Source organism: Streptomyces sp. NPDC058796 (assembly GCF_042745235.1).
Taxonomy (GTDB): domain Bacteria; phylum Actinomycetota; class Actinomycetes; order Streptomycetales; family Streptomycetaceae; genus Streptomyces.
Genome location: NZ_JBHYOP010000009.1, coordinates 14,569 through 27,012, shown reverse-complemented (window position 1 = coordinate 27,012; position 12,444 = coordinate 14,569). Strand labels below are relative to the sequence as shown.

Below are 12,444 nucleotides of genomic sequence, written 5' to 3'. Positions count from 1 at the left end.
TTGGTGCCCGTCTCCGTGCCCGTCCCGGTCCGGACACCGGCGTGACCCGAACGGTCCTGTCGGGTACCCGACCGGCCCGCGCGGGGTTGGGATGTGCACGGGCACCCCCGTGCCCGTGCGGCCCGATCGCTGTCCCGACACGGAAAGGACCCCCGATGTCCGCCGACACGCAGCAGGCGCCCTCCGGGCTCACGGACGAGGAGCTCGCCGGACTGGACGCCCACTGGCGCGCCGCGAACTACCTCTCCGTCGGCCAGATCTACCTCATGGCCAACCCCCTGCTCACCGAGCCGCTGCGCCCCGAGCACGTCAAACCGCGCCTGCTCGGCCACTGGGGCACCTCACCCGGCCTCAACCTGGTCCACACCCACCTCAACCGGGTGATCAAGGCCCGTGACCTAGACGCCCTGTGTGTCTGGGGCCCCGGGCACGGCGGCCCCGCCGTACTGGCCAACGCGTGGCTGGAGGGTTCGTACACCGAGACCTATCCGGACATCACCCGGGACGCGACCGGAATGGCCCGCCTCTTCAAGCAGTTCTCGTTCCCCGGCGGCGTACCGAGCCACGTCGCACCCGAGACGCCGGGCTCCATCCACGAGGGCGGCGAGCTGGGCTACGCGCTCTCGCACGCGTACGGCGCCGCCTTCGACCACCCAGGACTGGTGGTCGCCTGTGTGATCGGTGACGGCGAGGCCGAGACCGGGCCGCTGGCGACGTCCTGGCATTCCAACAAGTTCCTCGACCCGGTCCACGACGGCGCGGTCCTGCCGATCCTGCACCTCAACGGCTACAAGATCGCCAACCCGGCGGTCCTCGCCCGACTCCCGGAGGCCGAGCTGGACGAACTCCTGCGCGGCTACGGACACGAGCCCATCCACGTCACCGGAGACGAGCCGGCCGCCGTCCACCGCGCGATGGCCCACGCCATGGACACCGCCCTCGATCGCGTCGCCGCCATCCAGCGCGCCGCCCGCGAGAACGGCGCCACGGACCGCCCCCGCTGGCCGGTGATCGTCCTGCGCACCCCGAAGGGCTGGACCGGCCCGGCCGAGGTGGACGGCCTGCCCGTGGAGAACACCTGGCGCGCCCATCAGGTCCCCCTGTCCGCCGTCCGCACCGACCCCGGCCACCTGCGGCAACTGGAGCAGTGGCTGCGCTCCTACCGTCCCGGGGAGCTGTTCGACGACGACGGAGCGCCCCGCCCCGCCGTCCTCGCCGCCGTCCCCGAGGGCCCGCGCCGCCTCGGCGCCACCCCCTTCGCCAACGGCGGTCTCCTCCTGCGCGAGCTGCCCATGCCCCCGCTGGAGAAGTACGCCGTCCCCGTCGACAAGCCCGGGGCGAACACGCACGAACCCACCCGGGTCCTCGGCGACCTGCTCCGCGACGTCATGGACGCCACCGCCCAGCGGCGCGACTTCCGCCTCGTCGGCCCCGACGAGACCGCTTCCAACCGCCTCCAGGCCGTCTACGGAGCCAGCGGCAAGGCCTGGCAGGAGCGGACGCTGCCCGTCGACGAAGACCTCGACCGGCACGGCCGGGTCATGGAAATCCTGTCCGAACACACCTGCCAGGGCTGGCTGGAGGGCTACCTCCTGACCGGCCGGCACGGGCTGTTCTCCTGCTACGAGGCGTTCGTCCACATCGTCGACTCGATGGTCAACCAGCACGTCAAGTGGCTGCGCGTGACCCGCCGGCTGCCGTGGCGCGCGCCCATCGCCTCCCTCAACTACCTGCTCACCTCGCACGTGTGGCGCCAGGACCACAACGGCTTCTCCCACCAGGACCCCGGCTTCGTCGACCACATCCTCAACAAGAGCCCCGAAGCCGTGCGGGTCTACCTGCCGCCGGACGCCAACACCCTGCTCTCCGTCGCCGACCACGCCCTGCGCAGCCGCGACTACGTCAACGTGATCGTCGCCGGCAAGCAGCCCTGCTTCGACTGGCTGTCCATCGAGGAGGCCCGGGTGCACTGCGCGCGCGGCGCCGGCATCTGGGACTGGGCCGGCACCGAGGACGGCAGCCGGGAACCCGACGTGGTGCTCGCCTGCGCGGGCGACGTCCCCACCCAGGAGGTGCTCGCCGCCGCACAGCTCGTCCGCCGTCACCTGCCGGACCTCGCCGTGCGCGTCGTCAACGTGGTGGACATCGCCCGGCTGCTGCCCAGCGGTGAACACCCGCACGGCATGAGCGACTTCGAGTACGACGGCCTGTTCACCGCCGACAAGCCGGTCATCTTCGCGTACCACGGATATCCCTGGCTGATCCACCGCCTCGCCTACCGGCGCACCGGCCACGCCCACCTGCACGTGCGCGGCTACAAGGAGATCGGGACCACCACCACGCCCTTCGACATGGTGGTCGGCAACGACCTGGACCGCTACCGCCTCGTCATGGACGTCATCGACCGCGTCCCCGGCCTCGCCGTGCGCGCGGCGGCCGTGCGGCAGCGGATGGAGGACGCCCGGCTGCGCCACCACGACTGGATCCGCGAACACGGGGTGGACCTGCCCGAGGTCGCCGACTGGTCCTGGGAGGGCGCACAGTGACCGCGACACCCTCGACCTGGGACTACGACCACTACGACCCGGCCGAGGAGCGGCTGCGCGAGTCACTGTGCACGCTCGGCAACGGTTACTTCGCCACCCGCGGCGCGCTGCCCGAGTGCGCCGCGGACGACGTGCACTATCCGGGCACCTATGTGGCCGGCTGCTACAACCGGCTCACCTCCTCCGTCGCCGGACGGGAGGTGGAGAACGAGGACGTGGTCAACCTCCCCAACTGGCTGCCGTTGCGCTTCCGGACCGCCGGAGGGGACTGGATCACGCCGGACACCACCGAGGTGCTCGACCACCGGCAGACCGTGCACCTGGACTCGGGCGTGCTGGAGCGCCGCACCCACTTCGGGATCGGCGAAGGGCGGGTGCTGACCTTGCGTCAGCTGCGCCTGGTGCACATGGCCGACCCGCACCTCGCCGCGCTGCGCACGGAGTTCACGGTGGACGCCGGAGCGGTGGACCTGGAGGTGGAGGCGGCCCTCGACGGCGCCGTCACCAACTCCGGTGTGCCGCGCTACCGGGACCTGGACGGCCGTCACCTGACCCACGTGCACACCGGCGTCACCGACGACACCACGGTGTGGCTGCGCTGCCGCACCCGCACCTCGGACATCCGGATCGGCCTGGCGGCGCGCACCACGGCCGGGGTGCCCGTCACTCCGGCCCGGGAGCACCAGCGAGTCACCCAGTACACGACCGTGCGCGTCGAGCCGGGCCGTACCGTCACCGTCGACAAGGTCGTCGCCCTGCACACCTCACGCGACCCGGCGATCAGCGACCCCCTGCAGGCCGCCGTCGACCGGGTGACCGACGCCCCCGGCTTCGACGACCTGCTGCGAACCCACCGCACGGCCTGGGGCCAGCTGTGGCGCCGGGCCGAACTCGACGTGCCCGGCGAGGCGGGCAGCATCCTGCGCCTGCACCTCTTCCACGTGCTGCAGACCCTCTCCCCGCACACCGCCGACCTGGACGTCGGCGTACCGGCGCGCGGGCTGCACGGGGAGGCCTACCGCGGCCACGTCTTCTGGGACGAACTGTTCGTCCTGCCCTACCTGAACCTGCATTTCCCGGAGGTGTCCCGGTCCCTGCTGCACTACCGGCACCGGCGTCTGGAACGGGCCCGCGCCGCGGCCCGCGCGACCGGCCGGCGCGGCGCGCTGTACCCGTGGCAGAGCGGCAGCGACGGGCGCGAGGAGACCCAGCAGCTCCACCTGAACCCGCACTCGGGCCGCTGGCTGCCGGACCACTCGCACCTGCAGCACCACGTGGGATCGGCCATCGCCTACAACGTGTGGCAGTACTGCGAGGCGAGCGGCGACGCCGAGTTCCTGCACACCAAGGGCGCCGAGATGCTGCTGCAGATCGCCCGCTTCTGGGCGGACTCCGCCACCTGGGACGCCCAGCTGGGCCGGCACCGCATCCGGGGCGTCGTCGGCCCCGACGAGTACCACGAGGCGTACCCGGGCGCGGACCGTCCCGGCCTCGACGACAACGCGTACACCAACGTCACCGCGGCCTGGGTGCTGGCCCGCACCCTGGAGGTCCTGCGCGACCTGCCCGAGCCCCGCCGCCGCGAACTCGTCGAGCGCACCGCCCTGGACGACGCCGAACTCGAACAGTGGGAGAGCGTCTCCCGCACCCTCCACGTCCCCTTCCACGAGGGTGTCGTCAGCCAGTTCGAGGGGTACGGCGACCTCGCCGAACTCGACTGGGCGGGCTACCGGGAGCGGTACGGCGACATCCGGCGCCTGGACCGCGTCCTGGAGGCCGAGGACGACAGCCCGAACAACTACCAGGCGTCCAAGCAGGCCGACGTGCTGATGCTGGGCTACCTGTTCTCCCCGGCCGAACTGCGCTCGCTCTTCGACCGGCTGGGGTACCGCCTGGACGAGGAGACCTGGCAGCGCACCGTCGACTACTACCTGGCCCGCACCAGCCACGGCTCCACCCTCAGCGGCCTGGTGCACGGCTGGATCCTCGCCCGCGCCCGTCGCGCCGATGCCTGGACCTACTGCCAGGAGGCGCTCAAGGGCGACGTCGCCGACCTCCAGGGCGGCACCACCGGCGAGGGCATCCACCTCGGTGCCATGGCGGGCACCCTCGACCTGGTGCAGCGGGGCCTGACCGGGCTGGAGACCCGCTCCGGCGCACTGTGGCTGGATCCGGTGCCGCTGCCGGAGCTGTCGTCGTACGGGTTCTCCGTCCGCTACCAGGGCCACTGGGGCGTGCGGTTCCGGCTGGAGCACGGCCGGCTGGAGATCGCCGTGCCCGCCTCCGGCCCGCTGCCCATCGACATCCGGCTGCCGGACCGCGAGGTGCGGCTCGCGCCCGGCGACACCTGCCGGCTGGCGCTCCCGGAGTGAACGCCGGGAGCGCGGGGCCCGTCAGCCCGACAGGGGGTACGTCACCGTGCGCGGGTAGCCGTCCGGCCTGCCGTCGGTGTAGGTGAGGGTCAGCCGGGTGTAGTGCCGCTCGCCCGGGTCCGTCCGCGACGCCTGCGGCTGGTCGAGCCGGACGACCACGGGGTACGCGCGGAAGGTGCCCGCGGCGCAGTACGGGTCGCAGTCGTTGACGACGTTGGTGCCCCGGCCCACCGCGGCGTTCGCGTCCCAGCGCATCCAGTGCAGGGAGACCAGACGGCTGTTGCCGTCCCCGCAGGCGAGGATGAACGCCTCGGGCCGTACCTGGGGCTGGAAGGCGCAGTCGACCAGCACCGGGTCCTGCGCGTGCCGGCTGTGCTCCGCCCGGGCGGTGGTCGTGTGCTGCGCCGACGGTGCCGCGAGGGCCGTGCCCACGGGCACTGCGAGCGCGGCGGCGGCACAGAGGGCGATCGCTGCCCTCATCGGGTTTCTGCCCATGTCTGCTCCCGGCCGTCTCGGGGTCGCTTGTCTCCGCTCCGTTCCCCGTACCTGACCGTACGGCCGGTGCCACGAACGCACCACTCGTACGGAGCAGCGCCCGGGGCTACCCGGGCGTGTCCAGCAGCCCGGCCACCAGGCGGCGCGCGTACCCGGCGTCGAGGCCGCCGGGCCGGAAGAGGATCCGGTACATGACCGGGGCGACGACGCGGTCCACGACCGTCTCCGTGTCGGGCACCGCCTCGCCGCGTCCGGCCGCGCGGGCGAGGACGACGTCGATCTGCTCGGCGGCGTAGGCCGAGCACTGTCCCGCGTTGCCGCCGTCCGGATCACCCAGCAGGGCGTCACGGATGTAGGCGCGGCCCGGGGGCGAGGCCATCTCGTCGAGGAACTGCTCGGCCCAGGCCGTCAGGTCGGCGCGCAGGCCGCCGTGGTCCCCGGGCTCGGTCTCGGGGCGCAGCCGTTCGACGGCCACGTCCGACAGCAGCTCCTGGAGGTCCCCCCAGCGGCGGTACACCGTCGACGGGGTGACGCCGGCGCGGGCCGCGACCAGCGGCACCGTCAGCGCGTCGCGGCCCACCTCGGCGGTGAGTTCGCGTACGGCGGTGTGCACCGACTCCTGGACCCGGGCGCTGCGCCCGCCCGGGCGGGCCATCGGTCTGGGACTCATGCCGACAGCCTAAAGCAAAGTGATTGCGTCAAGCGGCGCTCCGTTCGTAGGCGTGGCCCACGCGCACCACCGTGGCCTCGTCGAACGGGCGCCCGAGCACCTGCATGCCGATGGGCATGCCCGCCCGGTCGGCGCCCACCGGCACGGTCAGCGCCGGGACACCGGTGATGTTGGCCGGCGCGGAGAGCCGGACGTAGGCGTCCGAGACGCTCTCCACGGTGCCGTCGGACCAGGTGACGGAGGACTGCCCGGCCGGTACCGCGGTGACCGGCACGGTCGGTGCGACGACGACGTCGACCTGCCGGAGCAGGCGCGCCCACTCCCGCCGCATCAGCGTCCGCGCCCGCTGGGCCCGCAGGTGGTCCCCGGCGGACATCAGCTCCCCGGCCTCCAGCAGCACGCGTACGTCGTCCTCGTACAGGTCGGCGGCGGTGCGCAGGGTCCGCTCGTGGTAGGCGGTGGCCTCGGGCACCATCAGGCCCCACTGGACCGCCTGCACGTAGCGCGCCATCGGAATGTCCACGTCGACGAGGTGCGCGCCGAGCTCCGCCAGCCGCGCGACGGCACCCCGGACGGCGGTCTCGACCTCCGGGTCGACGTGGTCGAAGTAGTAGGTGCGGGGCACGCCGACGCGCAGGCCCGTCAGGTCCCCCGTCCACGCGGTCGGCCGGTGGTCCGCCGCCGGGGCGGGCGTCGAGGCGGGATCGCGCGGATCGTGGCCCGCCACCGCGGCCAGGACCAGGGCCGCGTCCTCGACGGTGCGGGTGATCGGCCCCACGTGGTCCAGTGACCACGACAGCGACGTCACTCCGTGGCGGGGGACGAGGCCGTAGGTCGGTTTGAGGCCGACGACGCCGTTCAGGGCGGCGGGCACGCGGATCGAGCCCCCGGTGTCGGTGCCGAGGGCGAAGGTGGCCGCGCCCGCCGCCACGGCGACGGCTGAGCCGCCGCTGGAGCCGCCCGCGATCCGGCCGCTGTCCCGGGCGTTACGCGTCTGGGGAGTGGTCAGGCCGTAGGCGAACTCGTGGGTGTGGGTCTTGCCGGCCAGCACAGCACCGGCCGCCGCCAGCCGCGCGGCGACCGCGCTGTCGGCCCGCGCGCGATGCCCGGCGCGGACCCGCGAGCTCGCGGTGGTCGCGGTGCCGGCCACGTCGATCAGGTCCTTGAGCCCCATCGGCACGCCGTGCAGTGGGCTCCGGAGACTGCCCTTCGCCACCTCCCGTTCGGCCGCGCGTGCCGAGCGGCGGGCCCGTTCCGCCGTCAGCGTCACGTACGCGCCGAGCCCCGGCTGCACCTCCGTGGCACGCTCCAGCACCGAGTCCACCAGTTCGACCGGCGAGAGCCGCCGGGTGCGGACCGCGTCCGCGGCCGCGGCCAGGGACAGCTCATACGGCCGCACGACGTACCTCCTCGTGCCCGGGCTCCGGCGCCTCGGCGGCGTGGAAGGCCGCGGCGGGCGGGGTGTCGCCGAAGTCCAGCTCCCGCAGTACCGAGACGACGCTGTGAATGTGCCGCGCGGTGGCCGTCACCACGGCCCGGCGGTCCTCTTCGGGGATGGGCACAGGCCCTCTCCTTCGCTCTGAAGCCACTTAAAGCCAACTGTTTGCGTTAGTGGACCATAGGTTCTACGGTGGCTAAACGCAAACCAATGGCTTTTAGTGAGTTCGACGAAAGAGGGCACCGCCATGCACACCCCCTCCTGGACCGTGGGCGACACCACCGTCCACCGCATCGACGAGACCCTCCTGCCGCCCGCCACCGGACCCTGGCTGCTGCCCGGCGCCACCCCGGACCTGGTCACCCGCGAGGAGTGGCTGCGCCCCGACTTCGCCGACGGCGACGGCGTCCTGCGCCTCGGCAGCCACACCTTCGCCCTGACCGCCGGCGGGCTGCGCGTCCTCGTCGACACCGGCATCGGCAACGGCAAGACGCGCGCGAATCCGGCCTGGCACGACCTGCGCACCGACTACCTGGAGCGGCTCACGGAGGCGGGCTTCCACCCGGACACCGTCGACCTGGTGATCCTGACCCACCTGCACACCGACCACGTAGGCTGGAACACGAGGCGGACCGACGACGGCTGGGTCCCCACCTTCCCCCGTGCCCGCTACGTCGTCTCCCGCGCCGAGCGCGAGTTCTGGGCCGCGTACCCGATGGACGAGCCCCGGCGCCAGATGTTCCGGGACTCCGTGCACCCGGTGGAGGACGCCGGGCTGCTCGACCTCGTGGACGTACCCGCCGAGGGCGCCGACCTCGCGCCCGGTCTGCGCCTCCTGCCGACCCCGGGCCACACCCCGGGCCACGTCGCCGTGCGGGTGGGCGGACCCGGCGCCGGCGCCCTCGTCACCGGGGACTGCGTCCACCATCCCGTGCAACTCGCCCACCCCGCGCTGGGCAGTTGCGTGGACATCGACCCCGCCCTCGCCGAGTCGACCAGGCGCTCCCTGCTCGCCTCCCTGGCCGGCACCGGCACCCTGGTGCTGGGCACCCACTTCCCGCCGCCCACCGCGGGCCGGGTCGTCGGCCAGCGGGACGCCTACCGGCTGACGCCCGTGCCCGGCCGGTTCGTGCGATAAGGCGCCGATTGCATCCACCGTGTGGTCCGGCGGACGGCCCGCAACCAGCCGCCGCCTCGCCGGTGTCTCCTGCCCTCGAGAACGCCGACCCATCAAGGCGACCCACCAAGTGGAGGACCGCGGTATGCACACCATGACTGCCCCGACCGCCGCCGACCCGGCGCGCTCCGGCGGCACCGACGGCGACTTCCTGCTCCAGCCGCCCCGCCCCGCCGAACGCGTCCCCTGCCGCGTCGACCCCGTCGACCTGCGGCGCCTGGACCTGCTGGCCCTGCTCACCACGGCCGGTATCGCGCCCTCCGCCGGGGACCGGGCCGCCATCGAGCGGCTCAGCGAGCTCCCCGGCAGCGTGCACACGGCACTGCACCGGTGGCTGGAGCAGGCGTACGGGTTCTGCCGGTGACGGACGGCCGGGGGCGGTCAGAAGTCGACCGGGTCCCGCACCAGCGGGCAGGTCATGCAGTGCCCTCCACCCCGGCCCCGGCCCAGCTCCGCGCCCACGATGGTGACGACCTCGATGCGGGCCTCGCGCAGCAGGGCGTTGGTGAGCGTGTTGCGGTCGTAGGTGAACACCACGCCCGGCTCGATCGCGACCGCGTTGTTGCCGCTGTCCCACTGCTGGCGTTCGGAGGCGTAGGCGTCGCCGCCCGTCTCCACCACCCGCAGCGAGGACAGCCCGAGCGCCTTGGCGACCACGTCGGTGAACGGCGTCGTGCCCTCGTCGACGACGTCGAAGCCGGGGGCCCGGTCCCCGGGGCGCAGCGAGAAGGTGTGCACCGCGTCCATGATGCGGGGGTAGAGGGTCACCACGTCGCGGTCGGCGAAGGTGAACACCGTGTCCAGGTGCATGGCGGACCGCAGCTTGGGCATCCCGGCCACGACGACGTGCTCGGCGGCCCCGCTGCGGAACAGTGACGCGGCGACCTGGGTGATGGCCTGCCGCGAGGTGCGCTCGCTCATGCCCATGAGGACCACGCCGTTGCCCACCGGCATGATGTCGCCGCCCTCGAAGGTGGCCTGGCCCCAGTCCAGTTCGGGGTCCCCCCACCACACCTCGCTGCCCCTGAAGTCGGGGTGGAAGAGGTAGACCGCCTTCATCAGCAGCGTCTCGTCGTGCCGCGCCGGCCAGTACAGCGGGTTGAGGGTCACTCCGCCGTACAGCCAGCAGGTGGTGTCGCGGGTGTAGAGGGTGTTGGGCAGCGGCGGCATCAGGTACTCACGGGCGCCGGTGGACTCGCGGGCCAGGGCGAGGTACGGGGAGCGGAAGTCCTCGGGCAGATCGCCGACCGCGAGTCCGCCGACCAGGTACTCGGCCAGTTCCCTGGGCGAGAGGGTCTCCAGGTAGGCGCGGGTGGCGTCGATGAGGCCGACGCCGACCTGGTTCGCGGTGATCTTGCGGTCCAGGAGCCATGACCTCGCCTGCGGGATCGCCATGATCTGCGCGAGCAGGTCGTGCAGTTCCACCACCTCGACCCCGCGCCGGCGCAGCTCGCCGACGAACGCGGCGTGGTCGCGCTGGGCGTTCTCCACCCACATCACGTCGTCGAAGAGCAGGTCGTCGGAGTTGGTCGGGGTGAGCCGCCGGTGCGCGAGGCCGGGGGAGCACACCAGGACCTTGCGCAGCCTGCCCACCTCGGAGTGGACACCGAGCGCGGGCATCGGGGCGCTGTCGTTGCTGGTCACAAGGCCTCCCTGAAGGGTGCGAGTGGTGGGGGAGAGGGGACGCGGCTCACAGGCTGATCCACCCGGCCGCCAGCGCCACCAGGCCCAGGACCGCGCCGGCCACGGAGACGGCCAGGACGACGAGTTCCGCCGGGGAGAAAAGGCGTCTGTTCTGCTCGCGGCGGGCCATCACGAACAGGGCGGTGGCCGGGGCGTAGAGGATGAAGGAGACCAGGACGAACTTCAGTCCGGCCGCGTACAGCAGGAACGCGGTGTACAGGGTGGCGAGGACACCGACGGTCAGCTCCCGCCGGGAGCTGCGCCCGCCCGCCGTGCGCGGGTCGTCGCGGACGCCGATCCGCACCGCGAATGCGGCCGCGAGCAGATACGGGATCAGGGACAGCGCGCTGGTCAGGTTGAGCGCGAAGTTGAAGGCGTCGTCCGAGAAACTGGTGGCGATCAGCACCGCCTGGGTGAGCAGCGACGTCATCAGCAGCGCAGGCACGGGCACGTCTACCGCGTTGGCGCGGCGCAGGAAGCGCGGCATGTCGTCGTCCTTGGCCGCGACGAAGAGCACCTCCGCCGCCATCAGTGTCCACGCCAGATAGGCGCCCAGTACCGACACGATCAGGCCGACGCTGATGAACACCCTGCCCCAGGTCCCGACGGCCTCCTCCAGGACGCCCGCCATGGACGGCTGGCGCAGGTCCGCGATCTCGGCCATCGGCATGATGCCGTACGACACGATGGTCACCGACGCGAAGACGGCGAACACACTGAGGAAGCCCAGCACCGTCGCCCTGCCCACGTCCGAGCGGCGCTTGGCGTGCCGGGAGTAGACGCTGGCGCCCTCGACCCCGAGGAACACGAACACGGTGGCCAGCATGGTGCCGCGCACCTGCGAGAACAGGGAGCCCGCGTAGTCGGCCCCGCCGAAGTTGTCGGCGAACACACCCGGCCGGAAGTACGCCAGCGCCAGGATCACGAAGATGACGATGGGGACGAGCTTGGCCACCGTCACGATCTTGTTGATGGCCGTCGCTTCCTTCACGCCGCGCCGGATCATCCAGAAGAACGCCCACAGCCCGATCGAGGACAGGACCACGGCGAGGGCGGTGTCGCCGTCACCGAGCTCCGGCCAGACGGAGCCGATCGTCGACATGATGAGCACCCAGTAGGTCACGTTGCCCACGCAGGTGCTGGCCCAGTAGCCGAAGGCCGCGAAGAAGCCCAGGTACTCGCCGAAGCCCGCCTTGGCGTACGCGTACACACCGGCGTCGAGGTCGGGTCTGCGCACGGCGAGCGACTGGAAGACGAAGGCCAGCATCAGCATGCCCGTACCGGCGATCGCCCAGGCGATCAGCGCGCCCGCGACGCCGGTCTCCTCGGCGAACCGCCCCGGCAGCGAGAAGACCCCGGCACCCACCATCGACCCGACGACCATGGCCGTCAGGGTGAACAGGGGCAGCTTGGCGGCCGGCGGGGCCTCCCCGCCGGCGCCGGTCGTAGCGGCCTGCGACATGCCGTCCCTCTGGGTAGCCGGGCGATTCGCGACTACTGTGCCTCATGTGGTGGCTTCGGGCACCTTGTTCGTTTCGCGGCCTTCGGGGGGTGAGCGGCGCCGGGTCGGCCCCCGGCAGCGCTCCCGCCGGCTCCGGAACGCCGACCAGTGCGGCCAGCGGCCGGTCGACGGCTCCGTGCGTCACGTGAACCAGCGTTCCCACACCGGCGATGACGGCGGACCGGGACTGGGCGGAGGCCAGTGACTCCGGTACCGGGACGCCGAGGGCGACGAGCGGCCGGGGCGGTGAGCATCGGTCCGCCGATGCCGGCCACCCCGGCGGCGACGCCCGCCACCCCTGGCACGAGGACACCCAGTACGAGCCCGAACGCCCGCTTCGGCACATACGGGTTGACCCGGCCTCCGAGTGGGGTCCCGGCGACCGCGCTCGCGGCCGGGACGAGCGCCGTGCGCCGGATCGCGGGCTCGTGCGGCCGCCCCGACCTGGTGCAGGCGGCGGTGGCGAGGGCCCCGGTGGCGACATGGGTGACGATGGGCGTACCGGCCACTTCCGCCGGGCTCGGGCCGGTCGGCACGGACAGACCGATCGTGGGCAGGACAC

10 protein-coding genes are annotated in these 12,444 nt (G+C 72.7%); 4 read left to right on the top strand and 6 right to left on the bottom strand.

All coding sequences use genetic code 11. The annotated features are described in order from the left end of the window. The first annotated feature begins 155 nt into the window (after positions 1-155). Positions 156-2,546 carry a phosphoketolase gene (locus ACFW47_RS22610; protein WP_386306838.1) on the top strand — a complete coding sequence of 797 codons (2,391 nt, stop codon included), beginning with the start codon at positions 156-158 and terminating at the stop codon, positions 2,544-2,546. After that, a complete protein-coding gene (locus ACFW47_RS22605; RefSeq protein ID WP_386306836.1) occupies positions 2,543-4,918 on the top strand; it encodes a glycoside hydrolase family 65 protein in 2,376 nt (791 codons plus the stop codon). The genes ACFW47_RS22610 and ACFW47_RS22605 overlap by 4 nt, the downstream gene beginning before the upstream one ends. Positions 4,919-4,939: 21 nt before the next feature. Here ACFW47_RS22605 and ACFW47_RS22600 read toward each other — a convergent pair whose 3' ends face one another. From ACFW47_RS22600 to ACFW47_RS22585, 4 genes are all read right to left on the bottom strand, one after another. Then, positions 4,940-5,413, bottom strand: coding sequence for a hypothetical protein (locus tag ACFW47_RS22600; RefSeq protein WP_386306834.1), 474 nt, complete (start codon positions 5,411-5,413; stop codon positions 4,940-4,942). Between the two features lie 106 nt (positions 5,414-5,519). Further along, a complete protein-coding gene (locus ACFW47_RS22595) occupies positions 5,520-6,083 on the bottom strand; it encodes a TetR/AcrR family transcriptional regulator (RefSeq protein ID WP_386277266.1) in 564 nt (187 codons plus the stop codon). 28 nt (positions 6,084-6,111) lie between these two features. After that, positions 6,112-7,482, bottom strand: a complete 1,371-nt coding sequence (locus ACFW47_RS22590; protein ID WP_386306833.1) for an amidase — start codon at positions 7,480-7,482, stop codon at positions 6,112-6,114. Beyond that, positions 7,469-7,672: a hypothetical protein gene (locus ACFW47_RS22585; RefSeq protein WP_386277262.1), complete on the bottom strand. Its 204-nt coding sequence runs from the start codon at positions 7,670-7,672 to the stop codon at positions 7,469-7,471. Before ACFW47_RS22585 ends, ACFW47_RS22590 begins: the two co-directional genes overlap by 14 nt. A gap of 96 nt (positions 7,673-7,768) precedes the next feature. On the opposite strand from ACFW47_RS22585, the gene ACFW47_RS22580 reads away from it, so the two are divergent. Beyond that, positions 7,769-8,659: an MBL fold metallo-hydrolase gene (locus ACFW47_RS22580; protein ID WP_386277260.1), complete on the top strand. Its 891-nt coding sequence runs from the start codon at positions 7,769-7,771 to the stop codon at positions 8,657-8,659. A gap of 124 nt (positions 8,660-8,783) precedes the next feature. Continuing rightward, on the top strand, positions 8,784-9,062 hold the full coding sequence (locus ACFW47_RS22575) for a hypothetical protein (RefSeq protein ID WP_386277258.1): 279 nt from the start codon (positions 8,784-8,786) through the stop codon (positions 9,060-9,062). Between the two features lie 17 nt (positions 9,063-9,079). On the opposite strand, the gene ACFW47_RS22570 is transcribed toward ACFW47_RS22575, so the two are convergent. Together ACFW47_RS22570 and ACFW47_RS22565 are read right to left on the bottom strand one after the other, a co-directional pair. Continuing rightward, on the bottom strand, positions 9,080-10,342 hold the full coding sequence (locus tag ACFW47_RS22570) for an arginine deiminase (protein WP_386277255.1): 1,263 nt from the start codon (positions 10,340-10,342) through the stop codon (positions 9,080-9,082). Between the two features lie 46 nt (positions 10,343-10,388). Further along, complete coding sequence (locus ACFW47_RS22565; protein ID WP_386277253.1) at positions 10,389-11,843, bottom strand: basic amino acid/polyamine antiporter; 1,455 nt, start codon at positions 11,841-11,843, stop codon at positions 10,389-10,391. Between the last annotated feature and the right edge of the window lie 601 nt (positions 11,844-12,444).

What these genes read in the sequence shown, in the direction of transcription:
- ACFW47_RS22595 (WP_386277266.1), bottom strand. Translation starts at nt 6,083, where the DNA reads ATGAGTCCCAGACCGATGGCCCGCCCGGGCGGGCGCAGCGCCCGGGTC.
- ACFW47_RS22610 (WP_386306838.1), top strand. Translation starts at nt 156, where the DNA reads ATGTCCGCCGACACGCAGCAGGCGCCCTCCGGGCTCACGGACGAGGAG.
- ACFW47_RS22580 (WP_386277260.1), top strand. Translation starts at nt 7,769, where the DNA reads ATGCACACCCCCTCCTGGACCGTGGGCGACACCACCGTCCACCGCATC.
- ACFW47_RS22600 (WP_386306834.1), bottom strand. Translation starts at nt 5,413, where the DNA reads ATGGGCAGAAACCCGATGAGGGCAGCGATCGCCCTCTGTGCCGCCGCC.
- ACFW47_RS22575 (WP_386277258.1), top strand. Translation starts at nt 8,784, where the DNA reads ATGCACACCATGACTGCCCCGACCGCCGCCGACCCGGCGCGCTCCGGC.
- ACFW47_RS22565 (WP_386277253.1), bottom strand. Translation starts at nt 11,843, where the DNA reads ATGTCGCAGGCCGCTACGACCGGCGCCGGCGGGGAGGCCCCGCCGGCC.